Source organism: Parabacteroides faecis, from assembly GCF_014647375.1.
Lineage (GTDB): Bacteria > Bacteroidota > Bacteroidia > Bacteroidales > Tannerellaceae > Parabacteroides > Parabacteroides faecis.
This window is the reverse complement of record NZ_BMPB01000020.1, coordinates 1-22244: the sequence shown is the minus strand read 5'-3', so window position 1 is coordinate 22244 and position 22244 is coordinate 1. Positions and strand designations below refer to the sequence as shown.

Annotated in this window: 27 protein-coding genes, 1 tRNA gene and 1 pseudogene; 14 read left to right on the top strand and 15 right to left on the bottom strand. The window is 45.4% G+C overall.

Annotated elements, in window-relative coordinates:
• Window positions 1-70: 70 nt before the first annotated feature.
• Window positions 71-619, top strand: a complete 549-nt coding sequence (locus tag IEY67_RS23800) for a 30S ribosomal protein S16 (protein ID WP_122354042.1) — start codon at window positions 71-73, stop codon at window positions 617-619.
• Window positions 620-717: 98 nt separating this feature from the next.
• On the opposite strand, the gene trxA is transcribed toward IEY67_RS23800, so the two are convergent.
• Window positions 718-1191 carry a thioredoxin gene (gene trxA, locus IEY67_RS23795; RefSeq protein ID WP_122354041.1) on the bottom strand — a complete coding sequence of 158 codons (474 nt, stop codon included), beginning with the start codon at window positions 1189-1191 and terminating at the stop codon, window positions 718-720.
• 190 nt (window positions 1192-1381) lie between these two features.
• On the opposite strand from trxA, the gene IEY67_RS23790 reads away from it, so the two are divergent.
• Both IEY67_RS23790 and IEY67_RS23785 read left to right on the top strand, forming a co-directional pair.
• Window positions 1382-1466: transfer RNA gene (locus IEY67_RS23790), tRNA-Ser, on the top strand.
• A gap of 235 nt (window positions 1467-1701) precedes the next feature.
• Window positions 1702-2223, top strand: a complete 522-nt coding sequence (locus IEY67_RS23785; protein WP_183671752.1) for a methylated-DNA--[protein]-cysteine S-methyltransferase — start codon at window positions 1702-1704, stop codon at window positions 2221-2223.
• A gap of 23 nt (window positions 2224-2246) precedes the next feature.
• On the opposite strand, the gene IEY67_RS23780 is transcribed toward IEY67_RS23785, so the two are convergent.
• From IEY67_RS23780 to IEY67_RS23765, 4 genes are all read right to left on the bottom strand, one after another.
• Window positions 2247-3014 (bottom strand): GNAT family N-acetyltransferase, encoded by a 768-nt coding sequence (locus IEY67_RS23780; RefSeq protein WP_075558137.1) that lies wholly within the window; start codon window positions 3012-3014, stop codon window positions 2247-2249.
• Window positions 3015-3021: 7 nt separating this feature from the next.
• Complete coding sequence (locus tag IEY67_RS23775; RefSeq protein WP_183671751.1) at window positions 3022-3867, bottom strand: AraC family transcriptional regulator; 846 nt, start codon at window positions 3865-3867, stop codon at window positions 3022-3024.
• A gap of 68 nt (window positions 3868-3935) precedes the next feature.
• Window positions 3936-4502 carry a GrpB family protein gene (locus tag IEY67_RS23770; RefSeq protein ID WP_183671750.1) on the bottom strand — a complete coding sequence of 189 codons (567 nt, stop codon included), beginning with the start codon at window positions 4500-4502 and terminating at the stop codon, window positions 3936-3938.
• Window positions 4503-4521: 19 nt separating this feature from the next.
• Window positions 4522-4911 carry a VOC family protein gene (locus IEY67_RS23765; RefSeq protein WP_183671749.1) on the bottom strand — a complete coding sequence of 130 codons (390 nt, stop codon included), beginning with the start codon at window positions 4909-4911 and terminating at the stop codon, window positions 4522-4524.
• Between the two features lie 196 nt (window positions 4912-5107).
• Here IEY67_RS23765 and IEY67_RS23760 point away from each other — a divergent pair, with 196 nt between their 5' ends.
• Window positions 5108-5992, top strand: a complete 885-nt coding sequence (locus IEY67_RS23760; protein WP_183671748.1) for a D-isomer specific 2-hydroxyacid dehydrogenase family protein — start codon at window positions 5108-5110, stop codon at window positions 5990-5992.
• Here IEY67_RS23760 and IEY67_RS23755 read toward each other — a convergent pair.
• From IEY67_RS23755 to IEY67_RS23745, 3 genes are all read right to left on the bottom strand, one after another.
• Window positions 5975-6763 carry an aspartate dehydrogenase domain-containing protein gene (locus IEY67_RS23755; protein ID WP_183671747.1) on the bottom strand — a complete coding sequence of 263 codons (789 nt, stop codon included), beginning with the start codon at window positions 6761-6763 and terminating at the stop codon, window positions 5975-5977. The genes IEY67_RS23760 and IEY67_RS23755 overlap by 18 nt on opposite strands.
• Window positions 6764-6897: 134 nt before the next feature.
• Complete coding sequence (locus IEY67_RS23750) at window positions 6898-7314, bottom strand: DUF3788 family protein (protein ID WP_122374507.1); 417 nt, start codon at window positions 7312-7314, stop codon at window positions 6898-6900.
• A gap of 57 nt (window positions 7315-7371) precedes the next feature.
• Entirely contained in the window at window positions 7372-7710 is a 339-nt protein-coding gene (locus IEY67_RS23745; protein ID WP_075560046.1) for a DsrE family protein, read from the bottom strand.
• Between the two features lie 171 nt (window positions 7711-7881).
• Between IEY67_RS23745 and IEY67_RS23740 the strand changes: the two genes are divergently transcribed.
• Window positions 7882-8175: a type II toxin-antitoxin system HigB family toxin gene (locus IEY67_RS23740; RefSeq protein ID WP_122354031.1), complete on the top strand. Its 294-nt coding sequence runs from the start codon at window positions 7882-7884 to the stop codon at window positions 8173-8175.
• A 41-nt stretch (window positions 8176-8216) separates the two neighbouring features.
• Window positions 8217-8582, top strand: a complete 366-nt coding sequence (locus IEY67_RS23735) for a helix-turn-helix domain-containing protein (protein ID WP_075558127.1) — start codon at window positions 8217-8219, stop codon at window positions 8580-8582.
• 478 nt (window positions 8583-9060) lie between these two features.
• On the opposite strand, the gene IEY67_RS23730 is transcribed toward IEY67_RS23735, so the two are convergent.
• Both IEY67_RS23730 and IEY67_RS23725 read right to left on the bottom strand, forming a co-directional pair.
• On the bottom strand, window positions 9061-9285 hold the full coding sequence (locus IEY67_RS23730; protein ID WP_122354029.1) for a helix-turn-helix transcriptional regulator: 225 nt from the start codon (window positions 9283-9285) through the stop codon (window positions 9061-9063).
• A gap of 7 nt (window positions 9286-9292) precedes the next feature.
• The gene (locus IEY67_RS23725) at window positions 9293-9724 is read right to left on the bottom strand and encodes a hypothetical protein (RefSeq protein WP_122354028.1); all 432 of its coding nucleotides are present in this window, start codon (window positions 9722-9724) and stop codon (window positions 9293-9295) included.
• A gap of 243 nt (window positions 9725-9967) precedes the next feature.
• On the opposite strand from IEY67_RS23725, the gene IEY67_RS23720 reads away from it, so the two are divergent.
• Both IEY67_RS23720 and IEY67_RS23715 read left to right on the top strand, forming a co-directional pair.
• On the top strand, window positions 9968-10396 hold the full coding sequence (locus IEY67_RS23720) for a pyridoxamine 5'-phosphate oxidase family protein (protein ID WP_122361663.1): 429 nt from the start codon (window positions 9968-9970) through the stop codon (window positions 10394-10396).
• A 62-nt stretch (window positions 10397-10458) separates the two neighbouring features.
• On the top strand, window positions 10459-11394 hold the full coding sequence (locus tag IEY67_RS23715) for a helix-turn-helix transcriptional regulator (protein ID WP_183671746.1): 936 nt from the start codon (window positions 10459-10461) through the stop codon (window positions 11392-11394).
• Between the two features lie 249 nt (window positions 11395-11643).
• On the opposite strand, the gene IEY67_RS23710 is transcribed toward IEY67_RS23715, so the two are convergent.
• A complete protein-coding gene (locus IEY67_RS23710) occupies window positions 11644-11997 on the bottom strand; it encodes a winged helix-turn-helix transcriptional regulator (RefSeq protein WP_183671745.1) in 354 nt (117 codons plus the stop codon).
• Between the two features lie 165 nt (window positions 11998-12162).
• Between IEY67_RS23710 and IEY67_RS23705 the strand changes: the two genes are divergently transcribed.
• Complete coding sequence (locus IEY67_RS23705; RefSeq protein ID WP_122354024.1) at window positions 12163-12690, top strand: DJ-1/PfpI family protein; 528 nt, start codon at window positions 12163-12165, stop codon at window positions 12688-12690.
• Between the two features lie 118 nt (window positions 12691-12808).
• Here IEY67_RS23705 and IEY67_RS23700 read toward each other — a convergent pair whose 3' ends face one another.
• The gene (locus IEY67_RS23700; protein WP_183671744.1) at window positions 12809-13378 is read right to left on the bottom strand and encodes an ORF6N domain-containing protein; all 570 of its coding nucleotides are present in this window, start codon (window positions 13376-13378) and stop codon (window positions 12809-12811) included.
• Between the two features lie 135 nt (window positions 13379-13513).
• Window positions 13514-14419: a DMT family transporter gene (locus IEY67_RS23695; protein ID WP_122354022.1), complete on the bottom strand. Its 906-nt coding sequence runs from the start codon at window positions 14417-14419 to the stop codon at window positions 13514-13516.
• Window positions 14420-14592: 173 nt separating this feature from the next.
• Between IEY67_RS23695 and IEY67_RS23690 the strand changes: the two genes are divergently transcribed.
• The gene (locus IEY67_RS23690) at window positions 14593-15066 is read left to right on the top strand and encodes an Lrp/AsnC family transcriptional regulator (RefSeq protein ID WP_122374501.1); all 474 of its coding nucleotides are present in this window, start codon (window positions 14593-14595) and stop codon (window positions 15064-15066) included.
• 2 nt (window positions 15067-15068) lie between these two features.
• Here the strand turns inward: IEY67_RS23690 and IEY67_RS23685 are convergent, their stop codons facing one another.
• Complete coding sequence (locus tag IEY67_RS23685) at window positions 15069-16013, bottom strand: homocysteine S-methyltransferase family protein (RefSeq protein WP_183671743.1); 945 nt, start codon at window positions 16011-16013, stop codon at window positions 15069-15071.
• Between the two features lie 205 nt (window positions 16014-16218).
• Complete coding sequence (locus tag IEY67_RS23680; RefSeq protein ID WP_122354020.1) at window positions 16219-16497, bottom strand: hypothetical protein; 279 nt, start codon at window positions 16495-16497, stop codon at window positions 16219-16221.
• A 160-nt stretch (window positions 16498-16657) separates the two neighbouring features.
• On the opposite strand from IEY67_RS23680, the gene IEY67_RS23675 reads away from it, so the two are divergent.
• The 4 genes and pseudogenes from IEY67_RS23675 to IEY67_RS23660 form a co-directional block, all read left to right on the top strand.
• Window positions 16658-19234, top strand: coding sequence for a hypothetical protein (locus tag IEY67_RS23675; RefSeq protein WP_229801188.1), 2577 nt, complete (start codon window positions 16658-16660; stop codon window positions 19232-19234).
• A gap of 91 nt (window positions 19235-19325) precedes the next feature.
• Window positions 19326-20015, top strand: coding sequence for a CDGSH iron-sulfur domain-containing protein (locus IEY67_RS23670; RefSeq protein WP_122354019.1), 690 nt, complete (start codon window positions 19326-19328; stop codon window positions 20013-20015).
• Between the two features lie 171 nt (window positions 20016-20186).
• Complete coding sequence (locus IEY67_RS23665) at window positions 20187-21911, top strand: recombinase family protein (RefSeq protein ID WP_183671742.1); 1725 nt, start codon at window positions 20187-20189, stop codon at window positions 21909-21911.
• A gap of 222 nt (window positions 21912-22133) precedes the next feature.
• Window positions 22134-22244, top strand: a pseudogene (locus IEY67_RS23660) (transposase); the annotation flags it as partial.

Sequence of the window (22244 nt, the reverse complement as noted above, 5' to 3'; positions counted from 1 at the left end):
TTGTTTTATGAATCGAAACAACTTATCTTTGCACCCGCTAATACAAACAGCTTAAATTAATTATTCAAACATGGCAACAAAAATTAGATTGCAGAGACACGGTCGCAAAAGCTACGCTTTTTATCAGATCGTAGTCGCAGACAGCAGGGCTCCACGTGATGGAAAGTTTATTGAAAGGATAGGTTCTTATAATCCGAACACTAATCCTGCTACAGTAGATTTGAACTTCGAAAGAGCTTTGTATTGGTTACAGGTAGGTGCACAGCCTACAGACACAACTCGCAACATTCTGTCACGCGAAGGTGTATGCATGAAAAAGCATTTACTGGAAGGTGTAAAGAAAGGTGCATTCGACGAAGCAGCAGCGGAATCAAAGTTCCAGGCTTGGTTGAAAAACAAACAGGCTTCTGTTGAAGCAGTAAAGTCTAAAGACAGCGAAGCAGCTAAGGCTGCTGAAAAAGCTCGTATGGACGCTGAAAAAGAAGCTAACAAGGCAAAAGCTGAAGAAGTAGCTAAAAAGAAAGCAGAATTAGCAGCAGCTGCTGCAGCAAAGGCAGCTGAAGAAGCAGCAGCCAACGCTCCTGCAGAAGAAGCTCCCGCAGCAGAAAGCGCTGAATAATTCGCTCAATGCCAAATAAAAAAGAGGACATCTCGTTGAGGTGCCCTCTTTTTTTATGGTTGAAACCACGTGGAATGATATAACCACGTGGCTGAAAATTACTTTTTACCCAGCAGGAATCCGTTGATCTGTTCAACGAACTGTTCCTTTGAAAGCGCGCCCTGTGCGATCTGCGGTTTTCCTTTTGCCGGGATGAACAGCAGGGTAGGGATGCTCTGTATGCCGAAAGCGGCGGCCAGTTCCTTTTCGTTATCGACGTTGATCTTATAGATGATGATGTCGTTCTTATACTCTCCGGCCAGTTCCTTCAGGATCGGCGATACTTTCTTGCAGGGGCCGCACCAGTCGGCATAGAAATCCACGATGCAAGGTTTGGTGCCTTCGTACACCCATTCCGATTGATTTTTTTCGTAATTATATACTTTGGTCAGGAAATCTGCCTTGTTCAGAACGACCACTTCGCCCTGAGCAGCGACACCTCCCGTTTCGTTTTTATCCGATTTGGCAGACATGGAGCAACTGACGAGCAGCAACACGACTGAAATCAGGAATAAATCTTTCAACTTTCTCATATAAAACTTATTACTTCATTGATAATTATAGAATACAAAAATAGCAATAAAACGGATACAACTCCCATCCCTTGCGGTTAAAAGAAAAATATTAGCGTAAAAAGAAAAAAATCTCTCCAAAGATTAGGAGATATAAAAATAATCACTACCTTTGCACCGCAATCGAGAGAAAACGATAGCAAAACGTACTGGAGAGATGGCAGAGTGGTCGATTGCGGCGGTCTTGAAAACCGTTGAACTGAGAGGTTCCTGGGGTTCGAATCCCTATCTCTCCGCAGAGTATAAGAAGTCCTTGTAAACTTAGGTTTATGAGGATTTTTCTTTTTATGCAGATTACAAATGTCTTTTATCTGGAAAATTCATGTATCCTATCCGGGCAATGTATCTTTTTTGTTGAAACAACGGACAGTTTCCCTATAACTTAAAATGTATGAAAACACCTGTTATCCTGTTGTTTCCTCCCTGTAAAGTTTGTAGATTTGCTGTCATACAAATAAATACGATACCCAAATGGAAGAAACGATCCGGATACAATACTATCAGTCCCCTTGCGGAAAATTGATTATCGGTTCATACGGTGATAAACTATGCCTGTGCGACTGGCAGGATGAGGGGCGTAGAAAGTTGATCGACGCCCGGCTTCAGAAAGAATTGCATGCCGGATATGAGGAGGGCGGATCCGCGACGATCGAAGAAGCGATCACCCAGCTCGACGAATATTTCGACCATAAACGTACCTTTTTCGATATCCCCCTGCTTTTTGCCGGAACCGATTTTCAGAAAAAGGTCTGGAATGAACTATTGAAGATCCCTTATGGAGCGACCGAGTCGTACGCCGGGCTTTCCCAACGCCTGGGCAATCCCAAGGCAGTGCGTGCGGTGGCGGCGGCTAACGGTGCGAATGCCCTCTCAATTTTTGTACCCTGTCATCGTATTATCGGCAGCAACCGCCAACTGACAGGTTATGCCGGAGGTCTTCCGGCGAAGAAGCTGCTGCTCGAATTGGAGTCGCCTGCCGGCCTGTTTGGGTAACCCGTCTGCTGGCAGACGGGCGATCAAATTCCGACAATCTTCTCGAACCGCTTCTCCATACATACGCTGACGTCGGTCGTAACGAACTTCCCGTTGTAGAAAAGAGTGAACAGGGTAGCCGGGGTAGGAGCGTCCTGTGCCTGTTCCATCGTCTCCAATTTAATGATTTTCAGCGGTATACCTTTCCTTTCGGCCATCTCTGCCAGCGTACCGCGTACATGAAATTCCGTGAACGGGCAACGGTTGGTGTAATAGACGACCGCGCCGTTCTTCTCCTCGCATTCCCCGCTTCGCACGCTTGCCCTGAACGACGGGTCAGGGGCTTCGGAGTCGATTTTCAAAGCCAGCAGGCTGAAACCGTCAGGCAGCTTCTCCACCGTTTGGAAACCCTGGCGCAAAAGCCATTTGGTGTCGCTCATAAAATGGAACTTGGAGGTGCCCGCTACGGTGACCAGCCCCGCCTTTCCCTGTGCCCTGGCATCGTCGATGGCGGATTGCAACAGGGCCTTTCCGTGCCCGCATCCTTTGTACTGCCCTGAAACCCAGAAGCAGTTTATCATCAGATAACCGGGGGCATCGACGGGAACCCATGCCTTTTCGGCGGGAACATATTCGATAAATACCTTGGCGCGTTCGTCGAGACGGCGGAATACGTATCCGTTATCGAACTCTTTCCTGAGCCATTCCTTTTTCAGCTCGTAACTTTCCTTGCATTTCTTGTCGGAGAAGGCGCAGCAGATATGTTCGGTTGCGATGTTTTCCTTCGTCAGGGTGATGTATTTCGTTTCCATGATGATCTTATTTTATGGGTATGTAAATCTTGGTTAGAGCCGTTTCGCTGTCCGTCCCGGTGTAATGGATGTATTCCTCGAAAGGCATCCCGTGGCGGATGGTGTGGTTGAAGCTGACGCTGATGTTGTTGTAAAACTCCTGCAGGCTGGAATAACTGCCTTTCAACGTATAAACGGCATATTTCCCTTTCCGCAGCCGGAGTGTGCCGAAGACGCCTGCCGCTTCGACCGGCTTATCCACCGTTGCACAGGCGTAGAAGCGGCATTGTCCGGCTGTGGTGACATTCGGATCGTCGAAGCTCAGGCCGATGAAGCGGGTGGCGGCGGATAGTGCCTGCTTTTCTTCCAGGAACTTTATCAGCTTGTTCCAGGCCGTTTCGTAAGGCTTTTCCTCCCCGTATTGTCCCACGATGCGGATATAAATCAGATTTAGGTCTTCCTCCTCGCAGATTTCCGAAGGGACGGTTTCGTATTTGCCACCGCTGCTTTTCACATATTCCTGCAAGCGGGCGTTCAACCCGTTGATATAGGCTTTCGGCGAGATTCCGAACAGCTTCCTGAAGGCTTTCGAGAACGATTGCGGATTGTCGTAGCCTACCCGCGCGGCCAGTTCGGCAAGCGTCATCTCCTCCGTCTGCATATACATGATGGCCCGTTCCATCCGCTGCCTGGCCATGTAGGCATAGAGGGATTCGTCGAGGGCGGAGAGCATGATGCGGAGCAACTGCCGCCGGGATACACAGATCCTTCCGGCTATAACGTCCAGTTGTAACGGCTGGTGCAGGTTAGCGCTGATGTAATCGATTACCTGGTTCACCTTTTCCTGATAGATATTTTCGGTACTGCTTCGCATGCTTCTGATTCTTTAGCGACAAAAGTAGGCAATCTATACTGACCGGGAGTTGTCCAATCCGGCCAAATTCAGACTTGTTCTTTTGCCCGGTTCGTTATTTCGCGGATGAAACCGGTTTTTGCATCGGTGTAGCCGTCGCGGTCATGTTCGTACTCTTTTTGTAGTTTGACTTTCAATTCTCCGTAGGCTTGCGCCGTGTCGGGATGGGAGAGAAGGTAGTCGCGGAAATAGAGTTCGTCCCAGTCGCCGGAGTATCTTATGTGGAGGTGGAAGGCCTGACCTTTAAAGCCTTCGGGGGTATAGCCTTTCATAAACATCATATGAGGAGGCGGATTCCCGGGTTGGGGGGAATAGATGTAACCCTCCGCTTCGATGGTCGGGATGAGGCGGATGAGGTCGGTTTCCAGTTGTATTTCCAGCAATATGTCGATCGTCGGTTTGGCTGTCAGTCCCGGTACGGATGTGCTTCCGATATGGCTGATGCGGACGATGTTTTCCGCTCCTATGGCTTTCACGAGGCGGTCTTTTTCTGTTTCGTAACGATTGGGCCAGTCCCGGTCGTGTGCCGAGAGGATGATCGGGAACAGTTGCCAGAGTTCTTCGTTACTCATTTCGTTCAAATTCTTATTTTTCATGGCGGTAGGGTTGGAAAGGTTATTCCGGTTCGTCCGTATCCAGGCAGAAAGGATGGCCGGAGGGGTCGAGCAGTGTACGGGAAGTTTTGAAGTATTGCTCGCCTGCCAAGCTGGCTCCCAGGCTGAGGGCGTGGCGGACGGCTTCCTCCAGATCGTCGACGTAGAAGTCGAGGTGGAGCATTTGTCCCTGTCTCCCTTCTTGCCAGGGCCAGACGGGCGGTTCGTATTCTTCTATCTCCTGGAAGGCGATGACCATGCCGGTGGGAGAGGTGATGGCCGACCAGACGTTTGCCTGCGGGTGTGTCCACTGCCAGTTGAGGAGGCGGCTGTAAAAGGAGGCCATGAGGCCCGCGTCCTTACAGTCGATCACGATGTTGATCCGGTTGATTGTTGCTTGCTTTGTTTCCATGTTTCCAAAGATAAGATAAGTTTTCGAGATATGGAATTTCCGGGAAAGAGATGCTATTCGGAGGCATAACAGATGCTTCCCGGTAGCATAACAGATGCGCAAATAGGGGAGAGAAAGGAAGAATGGATGGAAATAGTCTTTTGTTTCTTACCGAAAAGGATTAATTTTGTGAGGAAACAAATAAGCAGAAATATTCATGTTCAATAAACTTGTGGCGATAGAGCCTGTAAGCCTGATTCCGTCAGCAGAAAAGAAATTGCAAGATTTTGCGAAAGAAGTAGTTATGTACGATGACATACCCGCGGGGGATGAAGAGGTGGCTGCCCGTATCGGGGATGCGGACGCTGTCCTTTTGAGTTACACCTCCCGGATCGAACGGGCGGCACTGGAGAAATGCCCGAATGTCCGCTATATCGGGATGTGCTGTTCCCTTTACTCGCCGGAGAGCGCCAATGTCGATATCCGCTATGCTAACGAACGGGGGATTGTTGTGACCGGTATCCGCGATTATGGCGACGAAGGGGTGGTGGAGTATGTTATCAGCGAGCTGGTTCGTTGCCTGCACGGCTTCGGACAGGAGGCATGGGATGAAATGCCTCGCGAGATCACCGGATTGAAAGTGGGGATCGTCGGGCTGGGTAAGTCCGGTGGGATGATTGCCGATGCCTTGAAGTTCTTCGGTGCCGATGTCGCCTATTTCGCCCGGAGCGAGAAGGAAGAGGCATGTAGGAAAGGTTACCGTTTCCTGCCACTGGGTGAGCTGCTGGCACAAAGTGAAGTGGTTTGCTGCTGCCTGAATAAGAACACGGTCTTGCTGCATGAAGCGGAATTTAAGCAGCTCGGTAATAAAAAGATATTGTTCAATACGGGGTTGTCTCCCGCCTGGGACGAGACTCCGTTTGTGAAGTGGCTGGAAGGCGACAACCTTTGTTTCTGCGATACTGCAGGTGCTTTGGGCGGTGCCCAGTTGTTGAGCCATCCGCACGTACGTTGCATGCAGGTGTCGACCGGCCGTACACGCCAGGCGTTCGACCGCCTGAGCGAAAAAGTACTGGCTAACCTCTCAGAATACGATGGGTGAGGTGATATTGAGCAGGGTGTTCACTACTGACCATCCTGCTATCTCTGCCGTTGTGCTGTAGACGTCGATGACGGCATGCACCTGATCGTTCCTGATCTCTACCCGCTGGGTATCGCCCGTAAATCCGGGGGTGGACTGCATTGTCACCTCCATGTTCGCTGGTCCTACCGAAGCCCGCGAGGCCGCTACCGTAACATTGACTTTCGTCGGGAAGAGTTGGATGGCTTCCACCGCATTTCCGGAGAAGACGACGCGCTGTTCCGTTTGCAGCGATTCATCGTAGACGGCGGTTCCTTTCAGGGCGTTAGGGCCTTTCTCGTTGAAAAAACGGGCGGTGGCGTTTCCCATCAGGGCGGCAGTCCGCAATACATCGAAGCCGCCGGTAGCCCCGGAGGCCAGGTAGACACGGGTGCCGTTTGCCTTGGCTGTCTCCGCTACCTCGCGATAAAAGAGGTCGTCGGCCAGCGCCCCGATCGAAAGGGTGACAATGGAAGTGCCGTTTTTCAGTGCAGGCAACGCCAGCTCTTTCATGGCGGCAGGCGAGGCGGCTTCCACCAGATAGTCCGGCTTCAGGGCAAGCAATTCTTCGATGGTCGCACATACCCGGCAAGGTTTCCCGTGTTGTTGCATCCGGGCAGCCAGGTTTTCTGCTTTGGAGACTGTGCGGGAATAGACCCCCACTAACTCATATTCGGGCAAAATGCCTTTGATTACAGCGTCGGCCACGATACCTCCGAGCCGTCCGCATCCAACAATTACTAACTTTTCCATGCAGGCAAAGGTACTTGATTTTAATCTGATTTCCCAAACGGGACTGGCGAATATGTGAAGGCAAAGCAGCCCCCGCAGTGAAGTCCGCAGGGGGCGATATGTTTCTTTATGATTTCGTTGGGTTGCATATGCGTCTATTTTAATCCTTTTTTGAAAAGTATCATCGATAAGGCATCCTTCACCTGCTCTTTTTCGGTGATGGCAACAGTCATAGGGATGAGTTTTCCGCTGGGTTTGGCCCGGTAGAATTCTTCTTTGATACTTTCCGTAATTTCCATCCCGGCGATACGGTCCAGGTGTTTTTCCGTGAAGTAGGAAGTGACTTTGAAAAAGCTCTGGTAGATGACCAGCCAGGCAAGGTTTTTCTTCTTTGACAGGACTTTGCATAACCAGGCCTTCCCGTCGTTGTAATAGTTCCACTCGAGTGTCAGGTCGGCGGCTGCGGCTGATGCGCTGAATTCTTCGAATGCGGGAAAACTTGCCTCCAGAACGTCGGCGATGACTTCATTAGTGGGGAAAACGTTTTTGTCTTTTAAAATCAGAGGTTCCATAATGTTGTGTATTTCGGTGTATAAAATAAAGAGAGTTGTATAAGGATATGTTGCCCGTTAAAGGGTCAATATTTTTTCTCCGTTCTTGAGATATTCGGTTAGCGGGGCTCCCATGTATCTGACGGTAACACCCAGTTTCTCGATGATTGGCTTCACTTCGAACCTTTCGCAGCAGTCCTGGCAGGCTTCGACGGTGACGCCTGCTTGAAGCATTTCCAGGATTTCCGTCTGCACCTGCGTATCCTGGGCGGCGAGTTTAACGGAGGCTCCCCAAAGGATCACGTTCACTTCTTTCCACCAGCCTCTCTTTTTGGAGTTGAGGGTGTACATCGATAACATATTGAATATGGTGTCTTTATTGTCGGTTGTCCAGAGAATGTTTAATTTGTCGTTCATAATAAGATGATTTATGTATATGGTTATGTCGATTCGCAAATGTATATAAAAAATAGAATTAAATACTCTTTGAGGGATAATCTCTACTCTTAAGGGAAAGCGCTTTTGTATATTGGAAAAATATTTTGTTATTTGGAATAAAGTGAGTAGCTTTGTCGCAAATAATTAATCATGAGAATAATCACATTTGCAGCCATAAGAGAATATTCTAAGAAACATGCTGATGCAGATGTCGCTTTGAAAGATTGGTATAAAAAGACGGAAAGAAGCGATTGGTTATGCCTGGCAGATGTAAAGCAAACATTCAATAGTGTTGATTTTGTGGGTAATGACCGATTTGTTTTTAATATAAAAGGTAATGACTATAGATTGGTTGCTATCATATTATTTGCTGCCAGAAAAGTTTTCATTCGCTTTATAGGCACACATAATGAATACGATAAAATAGACTGTTCTAAGATATAGTATTTTGCATTAGTGGGACACACTTTAAACTGTAGATAAATATGGCAAAGATAAAAGATAAAAAACAGTATGATGCAGCCTGTGCAAGAATAGAAGAACTGCTGAAGGTTGTAAATAACAATACACCTACTGATAACAAGAATTTCCTTGAACTGGATTTGCTTTCGGACTTAGTAGCCGATTACGAAGAAGAACATTTTCCAGTGGAAACCCCTCTTCTGGTAGATGTACTTAAGCTTCGTATGTATGAAATGAATCTTACCCAGACAAAGCTCTCAGAGTTGTTGAGTGTTAGTCCTTCCCGGATTAGTGAGTATCTTTCCGGTAAATGTGAACCGACATTAAAGGTAGCCAGAGATATAAGCCGGAAATTACATATTGATGCTAATATTGTTTTGGGTGTGTAATTGGATCTTATTTGTACAAAACGACTACCTTTTTTGAAATAAACCGTAGTTTTGTATAGATGTTTCTGATGAAAAGAGGATTGAATGATAGCTTAATTCTATGCCTCGCCGTCTTTCTTTTGCAGGAGGCCGATTTTTTTTTTAATCACGTAGCTCAGATAGGAGAAAATGAAGGAGATCAGGATAATTATGCAGACTCCCATAACTCCCCATATCCCGTGACTATAAGGGAAATTGGGAGGTATAGGAACAATATTCCCTGATAAAAATAGTCCGATTGCTGTTCCTGTTATTATAGGATATATCTTTCTTAACTTCTTAAATATTCTATCAATTTGAGTATTATCAAGCATACGATTTTAGATTTATGGTTTGAGTTGTAAACTTACATAATAAAAAGGAAAACTCTATATCCTTTGAAATAAAAAAGAAGGAGACCTTTCATTTATCTGAAAATTGTTCGGTTTTCGGAGTATGATCAAGTGGCCTCGTCGTTTTCATTCAACTCAAAGATAGCTTCGACGGGAGCGTTAAAATATCGGGCGATCCTTAATGCGAGGATAGTTGAAGGGATATATTTACCTGTTTCGATGGTATTTATGGTTTTGCGGGTAACCCCGATGGCAATGGCCAGTTCTTCCTGGCTGATCTTTTTTATCGCCCGGTAGACTTTTATTTTATTAATTAGTTCTTTGTTTTCCATCTGACTATTATTTATATAGAATCAACCGATGTACACCTACCGTAATAACGGCGATGAACAGAAGGATTAAACAGTACATCTTGACCGGCAAATGGATATAATCATCCAGCAAATAAATAAGTATTACGCTTATAAGTGTGGAGAATAAGCCACTGGTTCGGGCTTTGTAATCGAAACTTTTGTACATTTCGTTACTTAGAGCATAGAATAACTCTTTATTGTTCTTGATCTCCCGGCTGAGGAACAGGTTCTTAAACGTTGCATAACAGAATAATAAGCCGGAAATAGCCGACATTACACTACATATAATAATAACAGGTTTACTGAAAGGAAATTGAATTAAAATCCCTCCGGCCATCCAAAATCCAAAACTGATTATCTGTAATAACATGACATTAAATCTAGCTTTCTCTGTTTTTTCAATGATAGATGCTTCCATAATGACAAATGTGTTAACTAGTGTTTATTAATATAACCTCTAGGTTTTATAATGTAACCTATGGGTTACAAATATAAATACTTATTGTGATATACTCTATCTTTTCCTCTCTTTTTTTCATCACCATCGAAATAAAATGTTTTTTACTATCGAAATAATCTCTTCCCTGCTGACATACTGTTGTCACCGCCTCCCCATACCTTTGCTTCACAGTTCAAATATTAACATTAAAAAACTACGAAGATGGAAATGAAATTGTTTTATTTAGGGGAAGTTGCGGGGATGACGAAAGAGCAGGTGGAAGAAGCGGAAAAGTTCATCCGGGGATTTGAATATGGCATCGTTGCCACCAACAATCCGGAGACGGGACCACGCCTTTCGGGGCTCAACAACCTGGCAGGCCAGACCTTGCAGCAACTCCATTTTGCGACAGAAGCCAGCTGTCAGAAATTAGCGAACCTCCGCCTGGATCCGCGCTGTGAAGTGATGTACGCCACGATGGAGAGCGGACAGGTCCAGATCGCAGGCAAAGCCGAGATCATCACCGACGAAGCATTGAAACGCGAACTTTGGCAAGACTGGATGAACGAATACTCACCCGAAGGACCGACGGGAGAGGGCATCTGTATCATCCGCCTTATCCCGGCTTCTATCCGGGCGATGATCTGCTGATCCCGCTGCCGGTAACGTAAAAGTTGTATCTTTGTCACCAATCAATCCGACAAACGCACACAATGAACCGCCTGGAACGAATATCCGCTATACTGGTCAAGCTGCAATCCCGCCCGGTCGTCACCGCACGTGAGATAGCGGATCAGTTCGGTGTAAGTCTCCGGACGGTTTATCGCGACATCCGTTCGCTGGAAGAGTCGGGGATCCCTGTCGGCGGCGAGGCTGGGCTGGGTTACTCGCTGGTGGACGGTTTCAAGCTGCCACCCCTGATGTTCACGATCGACGAGGCCCTCTCTTTTCTCGTGGCGGAGAAACTTGTCCGCCATCAGACCGACGGCGATACCTACGATGTATTCCGCAGCGGGATGGACAAGATACGTGCCGTGCTGCGGACGGCCGACAAGGATATCCTCCATCATTTCGACCCCTATATCCGTATCTCGGGTATCCACCAGAATACGCGCACCGCCTCTGCCAACGTCCTGCAAACCCTTATGAAGGCGTTGCTGAACAAGAAACAGCTCGTCATGACCTACAAGGCGGGCTACAACTACCAGGTCACCCACCGCACGATCGAACCCCAGGGTATGTTCTTCATGGGCGGCATCTGGTATGTCCTCGCCTGGTGTAAGTTGAGGAGGGATTACCGCACCTTCCATCTCGGCAGAATCGTCCACCTCTGTCTGGGCGAAAACGGTTTCGAGGAGGAGCATCTTCCGCTCGACGAGCTGATCCCCCGGATCTATGATGTAGAGGATGAGGTCGAAGTGACGCTCCGTGTCCACCGTGACGTGGCACGCGATACGGAAGTTTCCAAATACACTTACGGACTTTATGAGGAGGTGGCGGACGGGGAGTACTTCGTCCAGAAATACCGGACCTATTCGCTCGACAAGTTCGGCCACTGGTACCTGTCGTTTGCCGACCGGGCGGAGATCATCGCGCCGGAATCTTTGAAAACGGTCGTCCGGGAGTTGATCGGCAAGATCCGCATCTGAAAGCAACTGTCTCTATATTTTCGGATAAAACCCTATTTTTCCCTTGCGCAAAAGGTCCGCACCCTTTATCGAAAAAGCATGCACCCTCTTTTCAAAAAGCATGCACCCTTTTTCCGAAAAGCATGCACCCTATTTTTCAAAAGGATGTATCCTCTTTTTGCAAGGCATGTATTCTTTTTTCCGGCAAGGCAATAGGGGCTTCTCCGTAGCGGTGGCCGTTTTAGGGAAAAGATTGATTTTCATACTTGTTTATCCTTTAACCGTCTCCCGGCTGGTCAGAATCTCGTCCATATGTCCGAGTGCCCAATCTACCAGGTTCTGGATATGAGGCATGAGTGTCGTGCCCATTTCCGTGAGGCAATATTCCACGCGGGGCGGCACTTCGGGATAGACTTTGCGGTGCACAAGGCCGTCGGATTCGAGGGTACGGAGCGTGACGGTCAGCATCCGTTGCGAGATATCGTCGATGGTCTTGTGGATGTCGCTGAAACGCATCGTGCCGTTCGCACTCAGTGTAGTCAGGACCAGCATCGACCATTTGTCGCCAAGTCGGCTGAGGACGTCCCGGACCGGGCAATTTCCTGTAGGATGAAAATTTTTCATTTTCTTTCTTTTCGTATGAAGTTGAAACTCAATAATGGTTACCTGCGTGTAAGTAGCTTATTCCGAGGTGCGTTCTTGTTTCTTTCGCCCGGATCGTCTACATTTGCTGCACAAAGGTAATAAACTTACGAAAGGTAACTATTGTTTCACTTAATAATTACAATTATGTCAAAGAAAGTAGCAGTTTTAGCAGTAAATCCGGTGAACGGATCAGGGTTGTTCCAGTATCTGGAAGCATTTTTTGAAAACGGAATTTCTTATAAGGTGTTTGCTGTTGCCGAGACGGCAGAGATCAAGACAAATTCAGGTATCAAGCTGATCGTGGATGATGTGATAGCCAACCTGAAAGGGCATGAGGACGAGTTCGATGCGCTGGTGTTCGGTTGCGGCGATGCCGTTCCGGTGTTCAGCGAAAATGCCGGCAAGCAGTACAACCAGGATATGCTGGCCGTTATCAAAGCCTTTGGTGATAAAGGCAAGATCATGATCGGACATTGTGCCGCCGCGATGATGTTTGAGATCGCAGGCGTTGCGAAAGGAAAGAAAGTGGCCGTTCACCCGTTGGCAAAGCCTGCCATCCAGTCTGCCCAGGCTACCGACGAAAAATCTGAGATAGATGGTAATTTCTACACAGCACAGTGCGAAAACGCTATCTGGACGATGCTGCCGCAGGTGGTTGAGGCACTGAAGTAATCCGTTCCTCTTCGTCCGAACGCTTGGATGAAGAAGGTATCTAAATGGAAATCAGCTAAACGTCGGGGAAAGGTTATTCGGGTAAGATACACTATCCCCGTACGTTTCTATGAGTAAATTATTTTGGCTTCACAAAGCCTACCGGGTTACGTGGCTTATCTGATAGTGTCTTTTGTACTTGCAATTCAGCCAGTGTTTTATTGATTAATTCAAGTTGTATCCGGGTATCTTCGTTGATGTCGTTGTAGTCGGTGAACGTCTCTTCGATATATTCTTTCAGGTCTTTTATTTCCTGCTTAAGTACTGTGAACTTATCGATAGGGGGCATAATTAATTTTTGGCGGACAGCAACGAAAGCACGCATAATATTTATATTTACCTGTATCGCGATGTCCGAATTGAGTACTCCTGAAAGCATAGCTAATCCCTGTTCTGTAAAAGCAAAGGGAAACTTACGAGTTCCACCCCATCTTGATGTTCCATTTTGGAATATCAAGTTTTGTTCTTCAAACTCGCTTTTTGTTAACTGAAACATAAAATCAACGGGAAAACGCTTAATGTTCCTTTGAACTGCTTTATTCAGGTTTCCGGTTGTAACCTGGTATAACTCCGCTAGATCTTTGTCCAGCATCACTTTTTGACCTCTTATTTCATAGATCTTACTTTGGATTAATTGCAATTCGTTCATAGTTAAGATATTTTTTTATGATTAATCTTAGTCTCGTAAAGATAACCATTATTTGTTTTCAGCATGCTTAAAGCCTTATTTTTTATTATCAGGCAAGATTTTAAGACTATGATGATACATGAAACGAATATTTATTTATCCCTTGTTTCTTTTAAAATGAAATCCCCTCTCCGCAATATAAACCCCGCTCAGGATAAAGACCGATCCGATCAGGGCGATCACCGTGATGATTTCGTCGATCACGATGGCGGAAGTGATCAGCGTCACCAGCGGGACAATATAGATATAGTTGGCCGTGCGGAACGGACCCAGCTCTTTGACTGCCGTGTTCCACATGATGTAACAAAGCATCGATGCTACCACACCCAGAAACAGCAGGTTAGCTGCAACGACCGGGCGGAAGAGTATCGCCGTATCCGTATTTAGGGGATGGAGCAGGAACATCGGGGTTAATGTGACAAGCCCGTAGAAAAACACCTTCCGGGTAATCAGCAATGTCGGATACCGGTTCCCCATCTGTTTCAGTATCAGGCAGTAAAACGCCCACATCAACGCTGCGATCAGCGTTAACATATCCCCCAGTGGATTGATCTTCAGTAGAAAACTACCGTTGAACACGACAAACGCCACCCCGATCAGCGCCATGACCGAGCCGTAGATTAGATTCGGTTTGATCTTCTCCCCGCGGTAAAACAGGAGCGAAAGAAACGCCGTCAGGATAGGAGCGGTGCAGATGATGAGCGACACGTTTGAAGCCAGCGTGATCCCCAGCGCCGTATTTTCGGTAATAAAATAGATCGATCCCCCGCAAAGCCCGGCGGCTACGAACATAAGTTCATCCCGTTTGCTCCTAGCGAACAGCACCTTGGGCGAAATAAACCAGATGCAGACATAAGCCAGCGCGAAACGGTAGAAAAGAATGTCGACAGGAGACAGCCCGTTATGAATCAGGATTTTTGTCGAAACGAAAGTCGTACCCCAGATAATAACCGTGATGATTGCGATCAGATGATACCAGTAAGTCAGATTATTCTTTGCCATATTTTTATGAATTTCTATTAACAATGGAGGAAAATGGTTCCGCAAATATATGTATTAAGTAAATAGGTTCTGTGTATTTGTTGAAAATAAGGAATTATTCCTATATTTGGATTCTATACAGGATAATGTGTGTTTTGGGAATATCTTTTACAACGAAAATAGGAAAAAATACTATGGCAATACTGGATCAGATCGATATTAAAATTTTACAGGCTTTGCAGAATAATGCCAAAGTGAATATGAAAGAGCTTTCGGCGGAGCTGAATATCTCTAAAACGCCTGTCTACGAACGGGTGAAAAGGCTGGAAGAAGAAGGCTATATCAGGAATTATGTCGCCCTGGTGGATAATAAGAAGGTAGGACTTCCGCTCGTGGTTTTCTGCAACGTCTCGCTGGCGGTGCACAACGATGAGCATATCCAGCGGTTCAAAGCAGAGATACAAGAGATCGACGAGGTGATGGAATGTTATTCGATCGGCGGCATCTACGACTTCTTTCTCAAGGTGGTTGTTAAAGACCTGGCCGCATACGACCAGTTTGTCTTTAACAAGCTTACCAAAGTAAATGGTATCGTCAAGATGCAAAGTTCGTTCGTGTTGAACGAGATCAAGCATACAACCGCCTTGAAGGTGGTGCCGGGTGAATGAAACTATCCGGCGCGGCGCGACAGGATATCGGCAAACTCTTTCAGGTGCGAGCCGTCGGTTCCGCAGCAACCGCCACAGATTTTCAGCGGGAAATCCCATAATAAAGTCATAAGGCGGTCTGAAAGTTCGGCGGCGGTCGACGATTGCAGGCAGGAGCAACCGTTCAGTTCCTCGGGACTGAGACTGGATGCGTTCGCCTGGATGCCGTTGAAGCGCGTTCTCACCAGTTCCGTATCGTTCATCGGATGCGACAAAGCTTCAAAGAGGACATCCGGATGCACGCAGTTCGCCATATAGCAGACGGGAGGGCGTGAGGTCTGTTTATCAATAGCCTCGATTGCTTCGTGGATGAACGTTCCGTCCATCAGTCGGCCGTTGCGTCCGATCATAAAGCTGATGATGTAGGGCAAACCGGTTGTCTCCATCGCCTTGGCCATGCCGGTTGCTTCGGTCAGTTCAGGCATGATGCCGGCAAACAGATAATCGACTCCGGACTCTTTGAAATCAAGGAGCGTAGGAAGATGATAGCTGAAAGCCTCTTCAATGGAAAAATACTTCCGGTTGCTGTAAGCATCTCCCCGGCATCCGGTCAGTCCGCCGATATAGACCGGAGCCGTGTACCGGTCCCTTAGCTCAGAAAGGAAGGCGACATTGTCCGCCAGGATATTTTTGTCCCTGAATACCGATGCGGCAATCCGTTCTTTATTCGCTCTCCGGGTAGGGGTCATCAGCAGGAGAGGGAGCCGCGAGCTTTCCGCGATATCCAGATACTGGCTGTAGATGGCAGCCAGTTGTTGCTTATGTTGTTCGTCGTATATCAATCCGGCGTGGACGATCTGTTCGTCCAGGGAGATCCGGTATTCGTGGCGTAATCTTTCGACGATAGCACCCTCTGTCAGCAGGGCGGGGCATGTGTCGTAAGATTCGGTAAAACTATGTTTGTTCATTAAAATAGAGTCTTTTTAGCCTGGACGACAAATGTAAGAAACTTTTACGGTTTCTATTTGTCCGATCTTGCTGGTTTTACATTATATAAGATGTTTCGTAGATTACTCTCTTTTACTCTTTTTCGGCAGGAGTGGCCCCTTTGCGGTGGACGATGGCGTAGCGGTTGGGTGAAATCTCTTCCCACCAGGCGAAGTTATAGTGATATCAGAAAGAGAATACTTTTAATATGATCCATAATAAGATAAAGGCGGCAAGGGCAGCCAGTAAAATCACATATTTTATTTGTAAGAAGTACTTTTGTTCATCTTGTTCGCGTTCTTTCACCTGCCGGTTGATCCGGTCGAACTCTTCGGCACTGATGTCCGGGAGTTGTGAAGCATACTTTGCACGGGTGTCTTTTCCCCGGTCACGGAGCTGTCTGAGCATCTCCCGATCTTCTTTGTTCCTTCGTATCATATCGAAAACATGGCCAGCAAAACTCATAAGCTTCTCTTTTTAAAGGATTCGTTTTTTGTCTGCTAAAATACGAAAAAAAACTGGATCAGGCTGCCAGGCGTTATGAGTAAAACAAGTTGAATGCCTGCTCTGTTATGTAAATATACAGGTGTTACTTGTTTGAATATAATTGTGATTCAGTTTGCAGATGATGAAATTACATGTTTATACTGTCTGTTACTATATATTATTGTTGGTCCTGCTGTTTTTTCCGTCTCCGGAGGCGGCTGCGGATCTATTGTTGCCGGTCGACAGTGCCGGTATGACCGAAGGCGATTCGCTGGTTCGGAAATCGATCTACCCGTCGTCGGCCACTGAGAAAAGTGATTTTTATAAGATGCTTTGGGGAGAACATTATCGGAAATTATATTCTATCCCGATCACCGTGCCTGCCGTCACCCTGCAAACGCTTTGGGGTGGGATGAAGGTGATGGAGCAGGCGACTGATTTCCAGGGATTACTTCTGGAAAACGATCAGGCACAGTTATGTCTTTTGAAGCCGCTAGGCGGATATACTACCTTCCTCGAATCGAAATTCTTCCAGGAAGTCTATAGCAAACAAGTATTCAGAAATACATATCTGGACCAGTTCATCGGCGATGCCTATACTATTATCAATCCGTTTACCTTTATCTCTGCCGATTATCTGGCGCGTTCGTCGGGGCTGAACTCAAATAATTCGCGGATCTTTTACTTGCCCGAGTATTCCACAACCGATACAGTGGCGGATGGAACGCCTATCGGAAATAAGCTGGTCAGTGTCATCGATGTGCCCGATTTTAATACCCGCCCGAATATTCTCCTGACAGAAGATTTGCTGGATACTATCCGGACGGATAAGAATTATCAGGTGAATCAGGAACTTTATATCCGCGAACGTTTGTTGGATATGGTGATAGGTGACTGGAATAAGATACCCGAAAACTGGAACTGGATAGCGCGTCGGCAGGGCGATAGCCTAACCTTCGACCCGATCGTCATCGACCGTAACCATGCTTTTACGAAGGTTGACGGCGTTTTGTTCAAACAAATGCTCCGGGTGTTGGGTCTGGGTTTCATTGTTAATTACGATCCTTCGCTGAAAAGCGTCCGCAAAGAGAACGCCTTGGGTTTTTCTTTGGATATGGCGTTGGCTTCCCAAAGTGATGCCGATGTATGGATGCAGCAGGCCCGATTTATCCGCGGGACACTGACCGATTCGGTGATAGACGATGCTTTCTCGCGTTTGCCGAAGGGAATAGAGGATAAGGAGATCGAACGGATCAGCGCGATCGTGAAACAGAGACGGGATAGGCTGGAGGAGATAGCAACGGCTTATTTCGATCAGTTGCAGCGGACTCCGGTTCTGACGGGAAGCAACCGTTCTGACCGTTTCGTCGTCGATCGTACTAATCCCGACAGTTTGTTTATCCGCATCTACGATAAAGAGACAGACCGACTGGTGTTCGACCGGAAATATAGCCGTAAAAAGACCAAAGAACTTTGGCTATACGGTCTTGAAGGTGACGACCGTTTTGAAGTGAACGGAGAAGCAAAGAAAGAAATGCCCGTCTTCTTGATCGCCGGTCGCGGTGAGAATAGTTATCGGCTGGACCCGGGTCATCATATACGGATTTACGAGTATAAGTCGGAAAAGGCCCGGTTAGACTCCATTCCTCATGCCCGTAAAGTTTTTTCGGATATACCGGAAATACATCAGTATGACTACAATAAGATCAAATATCATAAAATGTCACTCACACCCTGGGGGATTTACGACTCGGATAAAGGATTCAGTCTCGGCACATTTTTTACCTATACGATGTATGGCTTTAAACGTTCGCCGTTTACTTACCAGCACCGTGTCGGGTATAATTACCTGCAAGGGTTCATGTACCAGGGGATTTTTCCTTCTTACGACGGAAAGAAATCGTTCAATATAGAGGCGACAATCAGTTCGAAGAGGAACTTCTATAACTTTTTCGGTTTCGGGAATAATACGGACGGATATAAGGAAGCGAAGAAAAATTACAACCGTGTCCATATCCGCGAGTTCAAACTGTCGCCTTCTTTTCTGCTCAATTTCGGAAAGAATGAAAAGCTGACTGTTCGAACTTCGCTGGAAATGTTCAAGGCGAAGGAAACGAGCGACCGTTTCATCAACCTGTATTATCCCGAAGATCACCGGATTTTCAAGAATAACTACTTCTTCGACCTGGGAGCTACGCTGGAGACGGAGAAAGAGCTTTCTTCTTTTATCCCCCGGATCGGTGGAGCTGTAACAGCCGGTTGGATGATGAATCTGAGGGATGCCGGACGTAATTTTCCTTATGCCGGTGCTTCTATGGAACTGGACGTACGGATTACCGATCGTCTGACCTGGGCGACGATGGCGAAATGTAAACTGCTCTTCAACAATAAATATGAATTCTACCAGGCGGCATCCACCGAGCTACGCGGTTACCGGGATAACCGTTTTATCGGGAAACAGGCTTTTTACCAATATTCGGATATCCGGTTGGATATGGGGAAACTTAAGAATCCGTTCACCCCTTTGAAGTACGGAGTGTTTGCCGGGTTCGACTACGGCCGTGTCTGGTTCCCGGGTGAAGAATCGAAAAGGTGGCATACCTCGTACGGAGGAGGGGTATGGCTGACGTTGATCAACAAGGTCACGACGAAGTATTCATGGTTCGGTTCGACCGATAGTTTCCGTTTCATGTTCGAGCTTGGACTGGGATTTTAGCGGATGGCTTGATTTTCCGGAAGGTTTGACTAAACAAACTGAAATCCACGTTGTTTAATAAATAGTACATAAAATTAAAACAACTTAGGTGATGGAATCTAATAGTGAAAAGAAAATCAAGGTTCTCCCAAACGGACCTTACGAAGTGATCGGGGATGTCCCGGTGAATCAGTTACGTTATATCGGCGACCGGAAAGGAGCTTCCACCGGTTATAAGGAAATACAAAAGTATTCCGTTGAAGGCGTATATCATCTGTGCCGCTGCGGTGGCTCGCACAACAAACCTTTCTGCGACGGAACGCATAAAAAGATTGGCTTTAAAGGAGATACGACGGCCAGTCACGATTCGTACGATGAAATGTCTGTCCTTTATGAAGGCAAAGTGATCGATATGTTGGATGCCGAAAGCCTTTGTGCGGTAGCCCGTTTCTGCGATACGCACGGTACTGCCTGGCAACAGGTGGAGGAGGGTGACTCGAAGGATACGATTGAAATAGTAAAACAACAGTGCGCCAACTGCCCCAGTGGTCGGCTGACAGCCGTTACGAAAGATGGTAAACGGATTGAACCCGAACTGCCCGAAGGTATCAGCATCCTGGAAGATGTCCCTGCCAGCGTACACGGTCCTATCTGGGTGAAAGGCGGTATTCCTATAGAAGACGAAAACGGACGTGTCTATCCGGTGCGCAACCGTGTTACGTTATGCCGTTGCGGTCTTTCACAGAACAAACCCTTCTGCGATGGCAAGCACATGCGGAATCAGGGAGAGTTGGATGATTAATGTCTGAATGTAAACTACCGTTGGGTTTAAATAAGTATTCATACGGCAGTTGTTCTCTATTCGTTCGACAACTGTCGTATAATTATTCGATGGTTGTCGAACGAAGTAAAAACATTTGCACATACATGTAATATAATTACCTTTGTATCAAATAATATAACAACTAATTATATGAGAGGTGCAATTTATAGTAGGGTATCTACAGAAATGCAAGACTATAGTAAGCAGACAAATGAATTAAGAGACTATGCTAGTAAAAATGACATAGAAGTAGTCTATGTATTTGAAGAAAAAGAATCGGGCTTTAATAATGATAGACCAGAATTTGAGAAACTAAGAAAACTAACCAAACAGGATATTGATATTGTTCTAGTTTGGGAAATAAGTAGGCTTAGTAGACGTTCCATTTATCTACAGCAACAAATTGAGGATTTTACTAATAAGGGAATATGTATTTATTCTTATAAAGAGAACCTGCATACATTAAATAGGGATGGAACAAAAAATGATCAAGCCAACTTAGTTATAGCCATAACAGCAACAATAGCAGAACAAGAAGCAATAACTTTAAAAGCCAGAACTTTATCTGGCAAAAGACATAAGATATTAAAAGAAGGTCATAGTTATGCTTCTACAGCTCCCTATGGTTATGATTATAATAAGCTGACAAAAAGACTATCTATAAACATAGAAGAAGCAGAAATAATAAAGCGTATATTCCAATTATCAATAGATGGGTATTCGACTTATAGGATTCCTATAATCCTTAATGCAGAAGGAATATTGAGTAAGAAGAAAAACAAATGGACTCAAAATAGTATAAGAACTATACTAGATAATCCTGTTTATATGGGAAAAGCTGAATACCATATAAAGAGTGAAAAGCCTAAAAATGGTAAAACATACAGAAAACCAATAGAATCAGTATCTATAGACGTTCCTGCTATTATAACCGCAGATATATATCAGCAGTCTAAAGAACAAACAAAAGCCAGAACAAATAGAAGTAATAGTACGGGTACTAAATATTTGCCATTATTAAGAGGATTAATAGTTTGTCCTAAATGTGGCAGAAGATATGCTTATAGTAATAACTACCAATATTACCGTTGTAGTAATAAACATATTGATGGTAGTCTTTGTAATAGTAAAACTATAACTACTAAACTAGAAACTATTATATGGAATATAGTGAAAACATTCTTCTATAAGGAACTGGCAGCAGGTAAAGCACAGGAAAAGATAGAACCTTTACTGGCTGAAATAGAATCATATAAGCAGCAGATTCTTCTTTTAGATGGTAAACAGGCTGAACTTACTACTAAAGCAAACATAATAGTAGATACAGCCATTGAAATAAAGAGCCAGTTTCCTAATATGCCCACTCTTTATATCAATAAGATGAAAGAAATAGAAGTAATCAATAAGGAAGTGGGTAAATATCAGCAAGAAATTGATAGACTGGAAAAGCTCATTCATTCTAATGAATCCAGAATTAAGAATATCAATAAAGCTAGTGAGGATTCTAGTATAGTAGATAGTATTACTGATGAGGTAGAAAAGTATAATCTAGTACATAAGGCAGTAGATAAGATTATGATTTTTGGAGAAGGTAAAACTTCCATCATAGTAGTAACATTTAGTACTGGGCAAACTATTTATCTGGGTTATTTCTCTAAACGCAATAGTAAATACTATATAATCTTCCAGCCTTCACAGGATATTTACTTTGATACTCAAAATGCTAAAGGTTACATTAACCATATAAAGGAGAAGCCGACTATTAATACAGATGGTACTATTTATCTAGGTGATCTTAAAGGAGAAGATAGAGAATACGGTATTATAGACTTTGTAAATTATCTGGATATTGAAGAAAATAGACAATACTATTGAATAGAAAAGATACTTTAGAGAGCTTAATATATAACCCCTACCAGTAAATGCTGATAGGGGTTTACTGTATTTTTCCAGTCTAATAAGTAGGATTATTCAAACCACACCATGTATATTATTGAATTACAGCTAGTTAAAGCATGTGATTTGTTGAGGCTGTAATTTAAACTGTGTCAGCAAAGCAAACAAATAAAGTATTAACTTTGCTAACAGAGTTTTTTTATGAGTGAAGAATTTGATTTTGAAAGGATCAAGAACAAGGCAATCGAACAGCTCAAGGCTGGCAAGCCCTTGTTGGGTAAGGACGGAGCTTTTGCCCCGTTATTGGAGAGC

Coding starts and splice junctions, on each gene's coding strand:
- IEY67_RS23800 (WP_122354042.1), top strand. CDS start 71: ATGGCAACAAAAATTAGATTGCAGAGACACGGTCGCAAAAGCTACGCT.
- trxA (WP_122354041.1), bottom strand. CDS start 1,191: ATGAGAAAGTTGAAAGATTTATTCCTGATTTCAGTCGTGTTGCTGCTC.
- IEY67_RS23785 (WP_183671752.1), top strand. CDS start 1,702: ATGGAAGAAACGATCCGGATACAATACTATCAGTCCCCTTGCGGAAAA.
- IEY67_RS23780 (WP_075558137.1), bottom strand. CDS start 3,014: ATGGAAACGAAATACATCACCCTGACGAAGGAAAACATCGCAACCGAA.
- IEY67_RS23775 (WP_183671751.1), bottom strand. CDS start 3,867: ATGCGAAGCAGTACCGAAAATATCTATCAGGAAAAGGTGAACCAGGTA.
- IEY67_RS23770 (WP_183671750.1), bottom strand. CDS start 4,502: ATGAAAAATAAGAATTTGAACGAAATGAGTAACGAAGAACTCTGGCAA.
- IEY67_RS23765 (WP_183671749.1), bottom strand. CDS start 4,911: ATGGAAACAAAGCAAGCAACAATCAACCGGATCAACATCGTGATCGAC.
- IEY67_RS23760 (WP_183671748.1), top strand. CDS start 5,108: ATGTTCAATAAACTTGTGGCGATAGAGCCTGTAAGCCTGATTCCGTCA.
- IEY67_RS23755 (WP_183671747.1), bottom strand. CDS start 6,763: ATGGAAAAGTTAGTAATTGTTGGATGCGGACGGCTCGGAGGTATCGTG.
- IEY67_RS23750 (WP_122374507.1), bottom strand. CDS start 7,314: ATGGAACCTCTGATTTTAAAAGACAAAAACGTTTTCCCCACTAATGAA.
- IEY67_RS23745 (WP_075560046.1), bottom strand. CDS start 7,710: ATGAACGACAAATTAAACATTCTCTGGACAACCGACAATAAAGACACC.
- IEY67_RS23740 (WP_122354031.1), top strand. CDS start 7,882: ATGAGAATAATCACATTTGCAGCCATAAGAGAATATTCTAAGAAACAT.
- IEY67_RS23735 (WP_075558127.1), top strand. CDS start 8,217: ATGGCAAAGATAAAAGATAAAAAACAGTATGATGCAGCCTGTGCAAGA.
- IEY67_RS23730 (WP_122354029.1), bottom strand. CDS start 9,285: ATGGAAAACAAAGAACTAATTAATAAAATAAAAGTCTACCGGGCGATA.
- IEY67_RS23725 (WP_122354028.1), bottom strand. CDS start 9,724: ATGGAAGCATCTATCATTGAAAAAACAGAGAAAGCTAGATTTAATGTC.
- IEY67_RS23720 (WP_122361663.1), top strand. CDS start 9,968: ATGGAAATGAAATTGTTTTATTTAGGGGAAGTTGCGGGGATGACGAAA.
- IEY67_RS23715 (WP_183671746.1), top strand. CDS start 10,459: ATGAACCGCCTGGAACGAATATCCGCTATACTGGTCAAGCTGCAATCC.
- IEY67_RS23710 (WP_183671745.1), bottom strand. CDS start 11,997: ATGAAAAATTTTCATCCTACAGGAAATTGCCCGGTCCGGGACGTCCTC.
- IEY67_RS23705 (WP_122354024.1), top strand. CDS start 12,163: ATGTCAAAGAAAGTAGCAGTTTTAGCAGTAAATCCGGTGAACGGATCA.
- IEY67_RS23700 (WP_183671744.1), bottom strand. CDS start 13,378: ATGAACGAATTGCAATTAATCCAAAGTAAGATCTATGAAATAAGAGGT.
- IEY67_RS23695 (WP_122354022.1), bottom strand. CDS start 14,419: ATGGCAAAGAATAATCTGACTTACTGGTATCATCTGATCGCAATCATC.
- IEY67_RS23690 (WP_122374501.1), top strand. CDS start 14,593: ATGGCAATACTGGATCAGATCGATATTAAAATTTTACAGGCTTTGCAG.
- IEY67_RS23685 (WP_183671743.1), bottom strand. CDS start 16,013: ATGAACAAACATAGTTTTACCGAATCTTACGACACATGCCCCGCCCTG.
- IEY67_RS23680 (WP_122354020.1), bottom strand. CDS start 16,497: ATGAGTTTTGCTGGCCATGTTTTCGATATGATACGAAGGAACAAAGAA.
- IEY67_RS23675 (WP_229801188.1), top strand. CDS start 16,658: ATGATGAAATTACATGTTTATACTGTCTGTTACTATATATTATTGTTG.
- IEY67_RS23670 (WP_122354019.1), top strand. CDS start 19,326: ATGGAATCTAATAGTGAAAAGAAAATCAAGGTTCTCCCAAACGGACCT.
- IEY67_RS23665 (WP_183671742.1), top strand. CDS start 20,187: ATGAGAGGTGCAATTTATAGTAGGGTATCTACAGAAATGCAAGACTAT.